Below are 14,959 nucleotides of genomic sequence, written 5' to 3'. Positions count from 1 at the left end.
CCACCAGCCCCGCGCAAGCAGGCAGGTCGAGAAACGAGACAATGATCGTCGATGACCGAAGTTTACCCGGTCACGGCAGTCCTCCCAATTCTCGGAGCTCCCCATGGCCAAGGCCAACTGTCCGCAGCCGCTCAAGCCGACCGAAATGGCCGCCACGGATCGCCGCACGGCACATCTCGACCCCGCCGACTGGGTCGCCTTCCGCGAAGACGCCCACGCGATGCTTGACGACGTCATCTCCCATATCGCCTCCGTCCGCGAAAACCCGCTCTGGCGGCCGCAGCCGGATGAGAACCGGAGGCATTTCCGCCAGTCCTTGCCCGAAGCGCCGCGTGATCTCGGCGACGTTCTCTCCGATGTCCGCGACCACATCATGCCCTATGCGACGGGCAATCTGCATCCACGTTTCATGGGCTGGGTGCATGGCGGCGGCACGCCGGTCGGCATGGTGGCGGAAATGGTGGCAGCCGGGCTCAACATGAATTGCGGTGGCCGCGATCATGTCGGCATCGATGTCGAAAAACAGGTCGCCCGCTGGATGAGCGAGATGCTGGGTTACGATGCGGAAACCGCAAGCGGCCTGTTCGTCACCGGCTCGTCGATGGCGAATTTCCTCGCCGTTACCATCGCCAAGACGCAGGCCATCGGTGTCGAAAGCCGCGTCGACGGCCTTCGCGCCGCAGACCGCCAGCTTGTCGCCTACACTTCGGCAGAGGCTCATGGCTGCATCGCCCAGGCCATGCAGCTTTCCGGCATAGGGTCGTCCAATCTGCGCATGGTCGCCGTTGATGCCGACGGCCGCATGATGATCCCACAGCTGAAGCTGATGATCGACGCCGACCGCGCGGAAGGCAACCTGCCCTTCCTCGTCGTCGGCACTGCCGGCACGGTCAATACGGGTGCCATAGATCCGCTTTCCGAGATCGCCGAAATCGCCGCTGCGGAAAAACTCTGGTTCCATGTCGATGGTGCGATCGGCGCGCTTGCCGTGATGTCGGAGGAATTACGGCCGCGCTTTTCGGGCATCGAGCAGTCGCACTCGATTGCGCTTGATTTCCACAAATGGGGCCAGGTCCCCTACGATGCCGGTTTCCTTCTCGTACGCGACCAGGCGGTTCAAAAGCGCACCTTCGCCCAGCCCGCCGCCTATCTGCAGCGTTCCGATCGCGGCCTTGCCGCCGGCGATACGTGGCCCTGCGATCTCGGCCCGGATCTCTCCCGAGGTTTTCGCGCATTGAAAACCTGGATGACGCTTTCGACCCTTGGCACGCAGAAGATCGGCGCAGCAATTGCCAACAGTTGCGCCGTCGCCCGCTATCTGGAAAGCCGCATCGCCACCCATCCGCTTTTTGCGCTGAAAGCACCGGTCGCACTCAACATCGTCTGCTTCGGCATTGTCGGCAAGAACTCGGCCTATGTGCGGGAAATCGTCCTGGATCTGCAGGAGGAAGGTTTAGTCGCGCCGTCATGGACGACGATCGACAGCGAACTCGTCATTCGCTGCGCGCTGGTAAACCATCGTACCACCGAGGCCGACATGGATATCCTCATCGACGCCCTGGAACGCGCGGTGGATCGTCGACCGGAGTAGTCCGGCACCGGGGCTCGGCTCGGGAGCAATGGTTCTGGAGACCCTCTGAAACCGTTACGGCATGCCGAGCGACTGCAAAAACCGGTCTACCCTTCGCGTATAATCGTTATCGGCGCCGAGCTGGCTGTTGATCTGCCCATGTCGCAGCGGCACGGGCAGCACCTCGACATTTGTCCCTGCCTTGACTGCAAATGCCTCTGCTTGCGGGCAGGAGACGCTGCGAAGGCTGGAGCAGACCAGCAGCATCGGCGGCATCCCTCCCTTTAATTGCCGGGCCGGCGAGACGGCGGTCCAGAAACGTGGATCGCTGCCGAACGCACGGTCATACAACCTTGGATGATTGGGCTGCTCCATGATGTTGGTGACGTCATAGGCCGCGCTATCCAGCGCTATCGTCCCGGCCCATGGTTTTAGACCAGCCTTTCGGGCAATGGTGTGATCGGCCGATACCAGCGCCACAAGATGCGCACCGGCAGAATGCCCCATCAACACGATCTTCGACGCATCTCCACCCCAGATCGCGGCATCGCGCTGCACCTTTGCCAAACCGGCAGCGACGTCGCTTGCCTGCTGCAACGGATCGGCCTGCGGCGCGAGGCGTGTCTCCACCGACACGAAGATGACCCCTTCGGGCAGCCAGTGCGCCACCTTGTTGTCGACCACGCCATGGGCCGATTTCGAGCCGAAGGCCCAGGCGCCACCATGCACCATCACGATGATCGGAGCCTTTCCGGTTTTGGCCGGCATATAGACATCCATCCGCTGCGCCGGTTCGGGGCCATAAGCGATATCCCGTTCGATCCTGATGCCGGCAACAGATCCTGTTCCACCCTGTCCACGATCGGATTGCGCCGCGCTCGGCTGCACCATCGCTGCCGTAAGGATCACTGCAGCCGTCCCGACCAGACGGATCGACAGGGAGAGGATATCGCCAATGCCTGACATGATTTGTTCGCTTTCACGAGAATATCGAAGAAACAGCATCTGGGCCGCATTTGTTGCAGGAAAATTTCAGGCCGCTGAATTGTCACGTCGCATTGCTCGCTTCAAACCTCTCCTCTACGTCTGAATGACAAAGCCGATCCCACGGAGCAACTGCATGTCCCTTACCAATCACGACATCGTCGAACTCACCGAATGGCGCCGGCGCCTTCACACCATGCCGGAGGTTTCTGGCGAGGAAATCGAGACAGCGAAAGAAGTCGTACGATTTCTGAAGGATACCGGCCCGGACGTGATCGTCGAAGGCCTCGGCGGCACGGGCGTGGCGATGATCTACGATAGTGGTAAGGCCGGTCCCTCGGTGATGATCCGCGCCGAACTTGACGCCCTGCCGATCGAGGAACTGGGCGTGCCGGATTACAAGTCCAAAATACCGGGAAAGAGCCATATGTGCGGCCATGACGGACATATGGCGACACTTGCAGCCGTTGGACGCGCACTCGGCCGCGACCGACCGAAGACCGGCCGCGCCATCCTGCTGTTCCAGCCGGCGGAAGAAAACGGAGCCGGCGCCGAAGCGGTCCTGGCCGACGAGAAATTTGCCGCGCTGACACCCGACTACAGCCTGTCACTTCACAACATGCCCGGCGTGCCTTTCGGCCATGTCTGGCTGAAGGAGGGGCCGGCCAACTGCGCCTCCCGCGGCATCAGGATCGCCCTTACCGGCAAGACGGCCCATGCAGCCTATCCCGAGACCGGCACCTCTCCGGCAGGCGCCGTGGCGCAACTGATGCCGGCCCTCAATGCCCTGGCCAGCGGCACCGTTTCGACTGGTGATCTCGTGCGCACGACCGTCACCCATGCGGTGATGGGTGAACCGACCGTCGGTGTCGCTCCCGGTTATGCCGAAATCTGGGCAACCCTGCGCACCTCGACCGACGACCAGATGGCGGCCTTGGTGGCCAAGGCAGAGGCGATGGCAAGCGAAGCCGCCGAAGCAAACGGGTTGACGGTTGAGATCGGCTATCAGGAAGTATTCGGCCATTGCGTTAATGACCCCGACGCAACCTCGATCCTGCGGGCGGCAATGGATGCGGAAGGCATCAGCCATGAACCGGGAGAGGGATTTCGCGCATCCGAGGATTTCGGCCGGTTCGGCTCTGTCTCCAAGTCGGCAATGCTGTTTCTCGGTGCCGGTGAAAATCACCCGGCGCCGCACAATCCCAATTATGATTTCCCGGATGACCTGATCCCGATCGGCGCCAGGATCTTCCTGCGCGCCGTCCGCAATACGCTCGGCTGAACGAGATCTCGAAAAGAAAGAGGAGCCTCAAGGGCTCCTCATCAGGTTCAGGCGTCGTTATTGCCGAACAGCTTGGCCATGAAGCCGCCGCCGGACCCCGAACCGGGGCGCTTGCCGTCCCATTTGTTGACGATGATCATGTGGGTGATCTCGCCCTGCTGGAAGGCCTTGAGGAAGCGGGGATATTCGGCAAACGCCACGCAGCCGTGAGAATCGCCACGGACCCGAAGCAGGAAGCTGTGTGCGAGGAGCCCGGTACGGCCCTGAGGCGGTTTGCCGTCGACCGGCGTCAGGCGAATGGCGGCAACGCCGTGGAACAGCGATTCGCGCATCGACAGCTTGTAGGTCCCAGGCGGCGTCGGGCCACGCATCTGCACATGAGTGAATTTCGGATTGTCGCGCATGTTGCCGATGCCGGAATGCGCTTCGAGCGTGGTGCCGTTTGGAAGATGCACGACACCGTTGGTAATGTCGTAGATCGCGACCTTGGTACCGATACCCGGCCATTTCGGCGAGGGCTGAGACGGGCTTTCAGGCTCCGCCCGCATTGGATTGTCCGGCTTGGCAAAGGCAAGCACGGTCGGCTTGTCGTCGTCCTTGGCAGGCTTCTGCGGTGCGACAGAGGCGATCGCCGCCAGTGCATTGCCGCGGATCGGCGGCTTGTCGTCATCGGCGCGCAAGCCTGCAGCCGGACGCAGGACCGGCAACGGGCCAGCCTTCGGCAAGGCATAGCTTTCCGTCGGCGCCGCGAGTGCAACGATGTTCTGCGTAATTTCAGGCGCCTGGCTGTCGTCGGCGCCGTCATCAGCGTCCGACGTTTCGACAGAGGCCATTTCGACCGGCTTCATGTGCTTCAGGTCGTTGACCGAGGCAACATTCTGCGCGTCCTGGATCAGGTCGGGCATTGCCTCGTCGCCACGCGGTGCAACGACCACCAGCCCGGCCATTGCTTCACCGAGCACGGAGCGGATCGAGGCTTCGGTCGGACGATGGCTGGCAAGCGCTGCAAACTGCCGCTCACTGTCGTCATTGCGGGCGGCCTTCGCCATGGCGTGGTGAAGCGCCTGGGACACGGTCGATGTCTCGGGACGCAGCGCTGCGAGCGCCGCGGTCTCGGCACCAGCGAGGCGGCCACTCTTCGGATCGATGGACGCCTGCCCTCTCAATCTCGAGAACTTGGAAATCTCCAGCGCTCGTTCGCTGCGGTCCCGCGTCAGGTGATCGCCGCCGGCAACAGGCGCAAGAAGCGCAGTCTGGAACCGGACATCCTTTACCGGCTTCACGGCGGTCGCCATGGTGACAACCGATGCGCCGATCAGCGCCGATGCCGTCAACCCGATGCCGATCGCCATGTTGGCAAAAATGGAGCGCCCGTGCTTACGCTTCGCCGGTCGCTTCGAGACCTTGTTCCGTTTTGTGGAGGTTTCGATCTTACGCACCATCACTCGTTACCCGAACCGTTACTCATCACGGCAAGGGCGACATCAAGCGCCTTGCCTGCCAGATCCGAACGGTCGCTTGAAACGGATTTCACCCGCTCCGCACCGTTCTTCGAATGGTTCAGAGAATGAACGATTATGGTAACCAATATCTTTACGCCGCCCCGATCAATTTCGATGGCGCTCATAAAAGCGCATGCCGTCGGAAGTTTAGCCGAAATGCGGCGAGGCTGTGTTTCTGGCCTCGAAGATTAAGGCAGGTCAAGTCGACGACTGTTGCTGTTTAGCGACAAAAGGCCGGCAATTCAAGGCAAGGCCGAGATTTTTGCACGGCATGCGGCACTGTGAGACGCGCCAAAGCGGCGGACAAAAGGAAGGCTGGCGAGATCATCGCCAGCCCCCGCTTGATATTTTTTCCGTCAGCCATCCGTTCCGCGGATCACCCGACGTTCGTTAAAAAACCACGGCCTCAGCTTAACGCCGATGATATTGCCGGCGAAGGCAGCGACGGCCCAGAGATATCCATGCAGGCTGCCCGAGGCTATTCCGGAGAAATAAGCCCCGATATTGCAGCCATAGGCGATTCGCGCACCATAACCGAGCAGCAGTCCGCCGACGGCGGCGGCCAGAACGGATCGCCAGGGAATGTCGAGGCTCGGGGCAAATTTTCCGGCAAGCGCTGCCGCCAGCATCGCGCCGGCGATAATACCGAAATCCATCACCGAAGTGACATCCGCAAAGACGTTCTGCTGCAGCGCCTTGGCATTGCCCGGCTGCTGCCAATAGGCCCATGCGGTCGGATCGATGCCGATCATCTGTGCCCATTTGGCACCCCACAGCGCGAAGGCAGAGGTAATTCCCCAGGGCCGGCCGGCGATCGCAAGCGTCGCATAATTGAGAACGACCAGCGCAACCGCACCGAATACCAGCGGCCAGGGCCCGCGCAGATAACGGGCCAGCCCATGACGCGGTGAAGGCGGCGCCTGTTCAAGCGCGCCGTTGCGCTTTTTCTCGACAACGACGGTAATGGCGGCAATGGCTGCGAAAATGGCAAGCGAAAGCGCGATGCCGCCGACCAGACCGAAACTCTGGAACAAAGCTGTCGGCGGCAGCGACGGCAGGCTGACCCACCAGTCGAAATTCACGGTGCCGAGCACGGAACCGACAATGAAGAAGAACAGCGTCACGAACATGCGCGCATTGCCGCCGCCGGCGGTGAACAACGTACCAGAGGCGCAGCCTCCGCCAAGCTGCATGCCGATGCCGAACATGAATGCTCCGGCGATGACGCCGACGCCGGCCGGCGAGATATTGCCGCGCACTTCATGTCCGAACAGCGTGCCGCTGGAGAGCGCCGGGAAGAACAGGATGACGGCGAGCGCGAGCAGGATCATCTGCACCCGCAGGCCCCGGCCCCTGCCCTCCGAGATGAACACGCGCCACGCCGACGTAAAGCCAAAGGCGGCGTGGTAGAGAGAAATACCGAGCGCGCCGCCGATCAGGAAAAGTGCACCATGTGCCGGGCCGTAGATTGCGCCGAGGGCTAAAGTGCCCAGAACCAGCACTGCGAGAGAAAAAAGACCGGGCGTTCCAAGCGGCGGGACCGTAGGCGCGCTGGAGCGAAGCGAAGAGGAAAGCGACATTGGATTGGCTCCTTGTTGCCGTCTTAACTAGGAGTGTTCCGGTCCGGCGACGAGGTAACGATTTTCAATTGCATTCGCGAATTTGAGAATAGATTTCCGGATTGCACCGCTTCGGCGAAATGCGGCATGCGCCAAAAGCATTCCACCCCGCGGGGGAGCGCGGAGTGGAACGGGCCGATCGGCGGGGGGACCAGATCGGTCAGGGGGCCGTGAATGACGTTTCTGCGACGACTAGAATTCGCCCGAAAGACCGACGCGTACACCGGCCGAGCCACCCGGCGAATAACCGACCGAGGCATCGAAGATGACCGGGTAGTTGCTGTCGAACATGTGGGCGACCGCAAAGCTCGTCGCCATCTCGCCGCGGTAACCGGCGATATTGGTGGACCATGATGTCTTTCCAGGAGCCGAAGGCTTCGGCGCCGCCGTCATCGACATCGCCGCCGCAATGCCCTTTCGCGTTTCCTTGCGAAGGTCGGACACATCTCCACGCAGGTTGGTGATGTCGGAAGTGATCCGGTTCACGTCAAGGTTTGCCGAAGCAATGTTACCGGCAGCATCCGTGGTCAGAACCTGGGTCGGGCCGCTCTGTGCTGCCCGGCTCGCTGTCGAGGTGACACCCGGCATTGTGTAGGTATTGGTCGTCGTGCCGATCATGATCTGGCCCGCCCGCGTCGTGGCAGCCCCACGGCCGATGGCCGTGCTGTTGGAATAGCTTGCCCGCGAACCGTAACCGATCGCGGTCGCATCGCCACCGGTCGCCACCGCGTTGGCCAGGCCGCTGGTGTTGTTGGCGGCCAGCGCGCCATTGGTGCCGGCCCCGCCGATGAAGGAGTTGATCGCCTGCAGCGCCGTGTTGACATCGGTATAGGTATTGCCGCGCAGCGTATAGCTCGGCCCGGTGAAGACGTTGGTATTGCTGTTATATGTAGATCCGCCGCCAAGCGAGATCGCCACCTCGTTGAGCCCGGTCGAAATCTCGCTCCGCACCGCGCTAAGCTGACGGACGTTGACCGCGTCAGTCGCGGCGGTGCCGCCGGCAACATTGGTAATCTGCCGTTCGCTGCCCGCTGCACCGACAGATACCGCACCGGCTGTCGATGAGACCGCCGTCCCTGAGAAGAGTTCGGTAGCACCAGCCATGCCGGACCGCGCTGCGACAGAGCCGGAACCGAGAGCGACGCCCCCGGTGGCACTCACCTCCGTATCCGCACCGAGCGCGACACCGTTCGCCGCCGTCACCGAGCCGCGAAGGCCAAGCGCTATCGAGTTGGTGGCGGATGCGCTTGTCGTTGCGCCATTGCCGATGGCGATCGAGTTGACTTCGCCCGCCACGGATGCCGCATTGTTGGCACCGCCCAGACCGGTCAGGCTGCCGCCGCCCATCGAGATGCCTTTGGCGTCGTCGATGTCGATTTGATCCGTAGCCAGTCCGCAATCGGCGCTGTTGACCGCCTGCCCGTTGGTATCCAGCACATTGAGGCCGATATTCTTGCCGCTTAGGGCGTCGGTAAGGTTGAGGTCGATCAGCGATGAAAGCGGATTGAGCAGTGCACCCAGCCCCGTTCCGATCGGCTGCAGCACCGGGAGATCGACGCTGAGGCCGGAGCAGACGTTGACGAGCGGCGCGGTCTGCGCCTGCGCGGTCGTACTGTAAAGCCCCGCAAGGAGTGAGGCTGGTATTGCAATTGCTGGAATGACAAGGCGCTTCATGGTGACCCCTCCAATTCGGATAACCAATCATTTCGCAACATGCTTAATAAGCTCTTTCTAATTTAGATACGCATTATTGTTTCAGCGATGACACTGAATCGGCTTGATAATTTCCTTGATTGAAGCGTCCCCTCTTGGCATTCTGCTGTCAAAACCGCGGGAGAAGTTTATGAAGGCGCTGCTTTTGGTCGACATTCAGGTCGGTTTTTGCCCCGGAGGAAACCTCCCCGTTCCTGACGGCGATTCGGTCGTGGCCATCGCCAACAGGCTGATTCGCGATGGCGGATATGACGTCATTGTCGCCTCGCAGGACTGGCATCCGGCCAACCATGGAAGTTTTGCATCCCAGCATCCGGGCAAGGCACCGTTCGACATGGGCGAGCTTTCAGGCCAACCGCAGGTGATGTGGCCGGATCATTGTGTTCAGGGCACCAATGATGCCGAGTTCCATCCCGACCTCGAAACGGGCGAGATCGATTATGTGCAGCAAAAGGGCGAGAACCCTGCGGTCGACAGCTACTCGGCCTTTCGCGACAACGATCAGGCGGCCCTGACCGGGCTTGCCGGATATCTGAAGGCCCAGCAGGTGACCGAACTCGACGTCTGTGGTCTCGCCACCGATTATTGCGTCAGGTTCTCCGCGCTTGATGCCCGCGACATGCTCCCCGAAATTGCTGTCCGCTTCATCTCCGACGCCAGCCGCGGGATTGACCCGAAAGGCGTCGCGGACGCCATCTTGCAAATGCAGGCGCGTGGCGTCGGCGTCGTCACCAGCACGGAAATCCTTGCCGACTGATAAGCGCAGACCGGCTCCCGCGGTTTAACGTTCATCAAAATCGATCATTCCAATCAATGCAATTCGTTTGCCTGCCGCCCCGCTTGCGACTAAAGGCGCGGACCAGGGAGGCTTCCGCCGTAATGCACCGCTTTTGTCGCGGTCGCTTGAACGTTGCCTCGTCAGGCAAGCGCGACGGAAGAGCGACATGGAAATCAGGCAACAGATCGTCGATGGCATGAAGAAGGGTTTTATCGTCGCCCTGTCTTCCGCTCCCTTCGGTATCCTTTTCGGCGCGATCGCCGTTGATAACGGCTTCAGCTTGGCTGAGGCCACATTGATGAGCGCGCTCGTTTATGGCGGTGCCAGCCAGTTGGTCGGCATCGAACTTTTCGGCCATCACGTCGCCGCCTGGATCATCGTCCTGTCGGTACTGGCCGTCAATTTCCGCCACATCCTATATTCGGCAGCACTGGCAACGGTGCTCGGTCGCTTTCCACCGCTTCGCCGCTGGCTTGCCTTTTTCCTGCTCGTCGATCCGCAATTCGCCGAAACCGTCAAGCGCGACGAGGCCGGCGAGCCGGTGACCTTCCGCTGGTATTTTGCGATGGGCGCAGTCGTCTGGGTCGGCTGGGTGCTCAACACAGTCATCGGCGCCTTTTTCGGCAAGCTGATCGGCGATCCGAAAGCGCTTGGCATAGATGTGCTGCTGCCGATCTATTTCCTCGGGCTTGTGATGGGCTTCCGCTCTCGCCACAATTTCTTGCCGGTCATGCTTGCCGGTGCGGTCGGGTCGGTCATCGCCTATCATCTGGTAGGGTCACCCTGGCATATCAGCCTGGGCGCCGCACTCGGCATCCTCGTTGCCGCAATCTTGCCGCCACCGGCGATACGGGACCCGGAACCGGACGTCTCCGTCCTCGAAAAGGAGGCAATGTGAGATGCAGCCAGAACCAAGCCTGTTGGCCATCGACAGCCATACGCTCTTCCTGATCATTGCCGCCGGCATTGCCACTTACATGACGCGGATCGGCGGTTATGTGCTGATGGCGAGCATGAAGCGCATCCCGCCCCGGCTGGAATCGGCACTCAACGCCGTCCCGGCTGCGGTTCTGACGACGCTGGTCGCTCCGCCCTTCGTCAACGGCGGGTGGGATATCAAGATCGCCATGGTCGTGGCTTTTCTCGTCGCCCTGCGCTTTCCGGGCCTGACCATACTCGTGGTCGGCTGGGCCGCGGTGATGGCGGCCCGGCACGGTCTCGGGCTAGGTCTCTAAACCGATCTAGACAGCGATCGGCGCCGTCGCAGCTTCAAGCCAGGACTGGATGGCCGCCTCTGTCAGAAGCGGCATGATCTTGCCGCGCACTGCCGCATGATAGGCATTCAGCCAATCCAGTTCCTCGACCGTCAGCAGCGACGGGACGACCAGACGACGATCTATCGGGCAGAAGGTCAGCGTTTCGAACGAACGCATCGGCATATCGCCGCCCTCGATCTCGTCCGCCTCGCGCACGAAAATCAGGTTCTCGATGCGAATGCCGAATTCGTCGGGCCGATAATAGCCCGGCTCGTTGGAAAGGATCATGCCGGGCAGCAATTCCTGCGTCGCCAGGCGCGAAATGCGCTGCGGCCCCTCATGCACAGATAGATAGGAGCCGACCCCATGCCCCGTGCCATGGGCAAAGTCGGCACCGGCCTTCCAGAGCGCGATACGGGCCAGCGGATCGAGGTCGCAGCCGCGCGTCCCCTTGGGAAACTTCGCCGTGCTGATCCCGATCATGCCCTTCAGGACCAGCGTGAAGAACCGCTTGCGGTCCTCCGCCACCTCTCCGATCGCCACCGTGCGGGTAATGTCGGTTGTACCGTTGATATATTGCGCACCGGAATCGATCAGGAACAGATCGCCTTCCTCAAGCACGCGGTCGCTCTGGCTCGTCACCCGGTAATGGATGACCGCGCCATGTGGGCCCGCGCCGGAGATTGTCTCGAACGATACATCCCGCAATGGGTTCTGCATGTTCTGACCGACGCGCGCGCGGGCGGCCTCGAGCGCCTCAACCGTCTGGATCTCGGTCAGCGAACCGGGTTTGGCCTGGTCGAGCCAATAAAGAAACTCGACCATCGCAGCACCGTCCTGCAGATGCGCATCGGCGGATCCGCGAAGTTCGACGGCATTCTTGATCGCACGTGGCAGACGGGCCGGGTCCGTCCCCTCGACGACCTCGCCGCCGGCATCGCGAATGGCCTGCGTTAGCGCAAGTGCCGTCAGTTCCGGATCGGCAAGAATCCGCCCGCCATCGGCGGCGTAATATCCCAGACGCTCTGTCAGCGACGCAGGCTCCTGCAACGCGGCAAGCGCCTGCAGGTGAGCGCGCACCTCCGCACCAAGCTTGCGCCCGTCAATGAAAAGTTCTGCCCTGCCGTCAGCGCTGATCAGCGCCCGCGACAGTGGATGCGGCGTATGCGGCACGTCGGCACCGCGGATATTGAAGATCCACGCAACCGACGACGGATCGGCAATCAACACCGCGGCAATCTTCTTTGCCTTCAGCTCTCCGGCGATCCCGGCGATCTTTTCGGCCGCAGGCTTTCCCGCATAGGCGTCCTGTTGGACCGCAACAGCGCCAAGCGGTTCGGCCGGACGATCGGTCCAAGCTGAATCGAGCGGATTTTCGGAAAGCAGAACGAGGCTGCCGCCAATCTCGGCAAGCGCCTTTTCAAGCCGTCTTACCTCCGCGCCGCCATGCAGCCACGGGTCGATACCGAGGCGAAACCCCTGAGCTCCATGTTTGCCGAGCCACAGATGCGGCGGTTCCCCAACCAGGTCTCCGGCGGTGAACACCTGGCCATCGACCTGCTCGGCAAGCTGTGTCACGTAACGACCATCAACGAACACAACTGCCTGGCTCTGCGTCACCAGCACCATGCCGGCAGACCCGGTAAAGCCGGTCAGCCACGACAGCCGCTCGGCAGATGCGGGAACATATTCTCCCTGATATTCGTCGGCACGCGGCACCAGAAAGCCATCTATGCCAAGATCGGCAAAGCGACCACGCAGCATGGCAACGCGCTCGCGACCAAATTGGGGAGAGGATTTGTTGTCGAACGACTGAAACATGAAAGGCGGTCCGCTGATCTGATTCCGATAGGGGCCGATGTTAGGCGATTGGGCAGAGGTGCCACCAGCCCAGCACTGAAGGTTTATATTCCGGCCGATGCAAAATTTTTCGCCACCGATCAATTCAACTCATGCGCGAGATGCATAGCACCAATGATCGAAGCCTACTCACTGTGCATTTAAGGAAGTTCTATATTCAAGCCATACCGAGCGACGAAGCAATAACCCGAAGGATCAAGTCCATGGCCAATTCAGTATTCCGCAACGCAATCAACCGTATGGTTGCGGCTCGCGAGAAGCAGGTTTCCCGTTACGTCAACGGCGCGCTGCTGAGCCTGGACGAGCAGACCTTGAAGGGCCTTGGCACCAGCCGCGAAGAACTCCGCCGCAAGGGCGCGACGCCCTACATTTTCTGATCATGATTGCGGCGACGACATTCGGTCGCCTCACGCAGAAACACCCGCTTGAGCAGATCCTCCCTCGTGCTCGCGGGTTTCCAGGCCGAAAAGCCTGAAAAGGCGGCGCTCTAAGCGCCGCCTTTTTCCTGTGGCAAGCGGAGAAAATACACCCTGCCATGCGCTAAATGCATTCCTGAATTTCGCATCACCGGTTGGTGAAATGCATGGTCACCCAGCCATTTCTCCAGATCGTCGAAAGATGCCGCATGCCCGCCCCCTTGTAGGCGGCAATCACCTTCCAACGCTGTTCGGCAAGAATCCCTGACAGAATGACGGAACCGCCGGCCGTCAGATGATTGCCGAGCTCGGGTGCCATCTTCATCAGCGGCTTGGCAAGGATGTTGGCGATGATCAGATCGAATGGTCCTTCCTCGCGGAAAGCAGGCGAGTGAAAGCCGACAGCGGTCTCGACCCGGATGCCGGTCGCGATACCGTTGCGGCGCACATTCTCCCGCGCGACAGTCACCGCCACCGGATCGATATCGGTCGCCAGGACCGGGATCTTCTTGACCTTGCGAACGGCGATCGCCAGGACGCCGCTGCCGGTTCCAAGATCAAGCGCGTTGCGGACGGTACGCGCCCGCAGGACCTTGTCGATCACCTCGAGGCAGCCGGCCGTCGTGCCGTGATGCCCGGTGCCGAAAGCCTGTCCCGCATCGATTTCGATGGCGATATCGTTTTCGCGGATCTTGTCGCGGTCATGCGAGCCATGCACGATGAAACGGCCTGCGCGGACCGGCTTGAGGCCCTCGAGCGACTTGGCGATCCAGTCTACATCGGGGATCACCTCGCGCTCGATCGCAAGCGCGGGAAAAGGCCCGGCCAGCGCTGCGGATACCCGTTCGCGAATGACCTCTTCCTCGTCGGCCATGATATAGACCGATGCTTCCCAGATATTGCGTTTCTCGTCCACCTCGGTGGTGGCGATGGCAATATCCTCCTCGCCGAAAACATCCGAAAGGATATCGAGGACGTCGGGCGCCGTCTGCTCGTTCACTGTCACGTAGAGGCGGATCTCGCTCACGGTCTTCTCTCTTTGCTGATGATTGCGCGGAGCATTGCCACAGAAGCCCGTCACCGTTCAACCAATAAGCTTGGCGAGATCACCCCTTGATCAGGTTGGCGAGCTTCTTTTCTGCCGTTTCAGCATCTTCGCCATAAGCGATCGTGCCGGCAAAACGCCCGCCATGATCAAGCAGGAAGACCGATGCCGTGTGATCCATCGTGTAGTCGCCATTCGGATCCGCCGCATTGACCGGCACCTTCTTGGCATAGACCCTGAAGCCCTTGACCATGGCCAGCACATCGGCCGGCGGACCGGAAATCCCCTTGATGCGGTCGCTGGCATTGGAGACGTACTGGCCAAGGATCTCCGGCGTATCCCGTTCCGGATCGACACTGACAATATAGCCGTTGAGCTTCGTGCCGTCCGGATCGACCTTGTGCATCCAGCCGTTCAACTCGAAAAGCGTCGTCGGGCAGACTTCCGGGCAATTGGTGAACCCGAAGAAAAGCGCCGTCGGCTTGTTGCGGAACGCCTGCTCCGTGATCGGCTGTCCGTCCTGGGCGACGAGCTTGAACGGCACACCGAACGGCCCTTCGGCCAGATCCTGCTTCTGCCGCGTCACTTCCAGCGTCAGCCACACAAGCACGCCGGCAAGGGCGACCGCTGCAACCCAGAGCACAATCCTAAGGCTTTTCATTCAAATCTCGCATTCACCCGACAAACAGCGCTGCATCGATACCGCCGTTGCACGATCGGCGCAATTCACCATGGCGTGGAAAGAGAATGGATGTTCAGAAGCACCAGGACAGTGCGGTCTCGCCCGCGGCCAGCAGAATGTCGGAGCCATATTTGAGCCAGCCGGCAAACCCGACCATCAGCAGCACGAGTGCTGACAGACCAAGCACGATCGTTGCCGGTAGACGTGGTGATGGGTTTCGAATGGTCTGCATGGCTGAATACTAGCGGAATA

Annotated in this window: 15 protein-coding genes; 6 read left to right on the top strand and 9 right to left on the bottom strand. The window is 61.1% G+C overall.

The features are described from left to right. The first annotated feature begins 145 nt into the window (after positions 1 to 145). Complete coding sequence (locus tag AC2GXZ_RS05265; protein ID WP_483758275.1) at positions 146 to 1,591, top strand: pyridoxal phosphate-dependent decarboxylase family protein; 1,446 nt, start codon at positions 146 to 148, stop codon at positions 1,589 to 1,591. Between the two features lie 54 nt (positions 1,592 to 1,645). On the opposite strand, the gene AC2GXZ_RS05260 is transcribed toward AC2GXZ_RS05265, so the two are convergent. Then, positions 1,646 to 2,536, bottom strand: a complete 891-nt coding sequence (locus AC2GXZ_RS05260) for an alpha/beta hydrolase (protein WP_483758046.1) — start codon at positions 2,534 to 2,536, stop codon at positions 1,646 to 1,648. A 154-nt stretch (positions 2,537 to 2,690) separates the two neighbouring features. Between AC2GXZ_RS05260 and AC2GXZ_RS05255 the strand changes: the two genes are divergently transcribed. Further along, positions 2,691 to 3,836 (top strand): amidohydrolase, encoded by a 1,146-nt coding sequence (locus tag AC2GXZ_RS05255; protein WP_483758045.1) that lies wholly within the window; start codon positions 2,691 to 2,693, stop codon positions 3,834 to 3,836. 47 nt (positions 3,837 to 3,883) lie between these two features. On the opposite strand, the gene AC2GXZ_RS05250 is transcribed toward AC2GXZ_RS05255, so the two are convergent. The 4 genes from AC2GXZ_RS05250 to AC2GXZ_RS05235 form a co-directional block, all read right to left on the bottom strand. Next, positions 3,884 to 5,278 (bottom strand): DUF2778 domain-containing protein, encoded by a 1,395-nt coding sequence (locus AC2GXZ_RS05250; RefSeq protein ID WP_483758044.1) that lies wholly within the window; start codon positions 5,276 to 5,278, stop codon positions 3,884 to 3,886. Beyond that, entirely contained in the window at positions 5,278 to 5,463 is a 186-nt protein-coding gene (locus AC2GXZ_RS05245) for a hypothetical protein (RefSeq protein ID WP_483758043.1), read from the bottom strand. The genes AC2GXZ_RS05250 and AC2GXZ_RS05245 overlap by 1 nt, the downstream gene beginning before the upstream one ends. A 231-nt stretch (positions 5,464 to 5,694) precedes the next feature. Beyond that, entirely contained in the window at positions 5,695 to 6,918 is a 1,224-nt protein-coding gene (locus AC2GXZ_RS05240) for a YeeE/YedE family protein (protein WP_483758042.1), read from the bottom strand. A 231-nt stretch (positions 6,919 to 7,149) separates the two neighbouring features. Then, a complete protein-coding gene (locus AC2GXZ_RS05235; protein WP_483758041.1) occupies positions 7,150 to 8,631 on the bottom strand; it encodes a hypothetical protein in 1,482 nt (493 codons plus the stop codon). A gap of 169 nt (positions 8,632 to 8,800) precedes the next feature. Between AC2GXZ_RS05235 and pncA the strand changes: the two genes are divergently transcribed. The 3 genes from pncA to AC2GXZ_RS05220 all read left to right on the top strand — a co-directional run bounded on the left by pncA (position 8,801) and on the right by AC2GXZ_RS05220 (position 10,683). Next, positions 8,801 to 9,427, top strand: coding sequence for a bifunctional nicotinamidase/pyrazinamidase (gene pncA / locus AC2GXZ_RS05230; protein ID WP_483758040.1), 627 nt, complete (start codon positions 8,801 to 8,803; stop codon positions 9,425 to 9,427). Positions 9,428 to 9,614: 187 nt separating this feature from the next. Next, on the top strand, positions 9,615 to 10,346 hold the full coding sequence (locus tag AC2GXZ_RS05225; RefSeq protein ID WP_483758039.1) for an AzlC family ABC transporter permease: 732 nt from the start codon (positions 9,615 to 9,617) through the stop codon (positions 10,344 to 10,346). A gap of 1 nt (position 10,347) precedes the next feature. Further along, positions 10,348 to 10,683 (top strand): AzlD family protein, encoded by a 336-nt coding sequence (locus tag AC2GXZ_RS05220; RefSeq protein ID WP_483758038.1) that lies wholly within the window; start codon positions 10,348 to 10,350, stop codon positions 10,681 to 10,683. Positions 10,684 to 10,689: 6 nt separating this feature from the next. On the opposite strand, the gene AC2GXZ_RS05215 is transcribed toward AC2GXZ_RS05220, so the two are convergent. Next, on the bottom strand, positions 10,690 to 12,525 hold the full coding sequence (locus AC2GXZ_RS05215) for an aminopeptidase P family protein (RefSeq protein ID WP_483758037.1): 1,836 nt from the start codon (positions 12,523 to 12,525) through the stop codon (positions 10,690 to 10,692). A 242-nt stretch (positions 12,526 to 12,767) separates the two neighbouring features. Between AC2GXZ_RS05215 and AC2GXZ_RS05210 the strand changes: the two genes are divergently transcribed. Continuing rightward, a complete protein-coding gene (locus AC2GXZ_RS05210) occupies positions 12,768 to 12,941 on the top strand; it encodes a hypothetical protein (protein ID WP_483758036.1) in 174 nt (57 codons plus the stop codon). Between the two features lie 187 nt (positions 12,942 to 13,128). On the opposite strand, the gene AC2GXZ_RS05205 is transcribed toward AC2GXZ_RS05210, so the two are convergent. The 3 genes from AC2GXZ_RS05205 to AC2GXZ_RS05195 all read right to left on the bottom strand — a co-directional run bounded on the left by AC2GXZ_RS05205 (position 13,129) and on the right by AC2GXZ_RS05195 (position 14,939). Continuing rightward, the gene (locus AC2GXZ_RS05205; RefSeq protein WP_483758035.1) at positions 13,129 to 14,007 is read right to left on the bottom strand and encodes a 50S ribosomal protein L11 methyltransferase; all 879 of its coding nucleotides are present in this window, start codon (positions 14,005 to 14,007) and stop codon (positions 13,129 to 13,131) included. A 79-nt stretch (positions 14,008 to 14,086) separates the two neighbouring features. Continuing rightward, complete coding sequence (locus tag AC2GXZ_RS05200) at positions 14,087 to 14,686, bottom strand: SCO family protein (protein ID WP_483758034.1); 600 nt, start codon at positions 14,684 to 14,686, stop codon at positions 14,087 to 14,089. A gap of 94 nt (positions 14,687 to 14,780) precedes the next feature. After that, on the bottom strand, positions 14,781 to 14,939 hold the full coding sequence (locus AC2GXZ_RS05195) for a hypothetical protein (protein ID WP_483758033.1): 159 nt from the start codon (positions 14,937 to 14,939) through the stop codon (positions 14,781 to 14,783). Positions 14,940 to 14,959: the final 20 nt, after the last annotated feature.

It is taken from the genome of Aliirhizobium sp. YIM B11859 (genome assembly GCF_057163345.1).
Note: the sequence above shows the minus strand (reverse complement) of the source record. Positions and strands in the feature narration are given on the sequence as shown.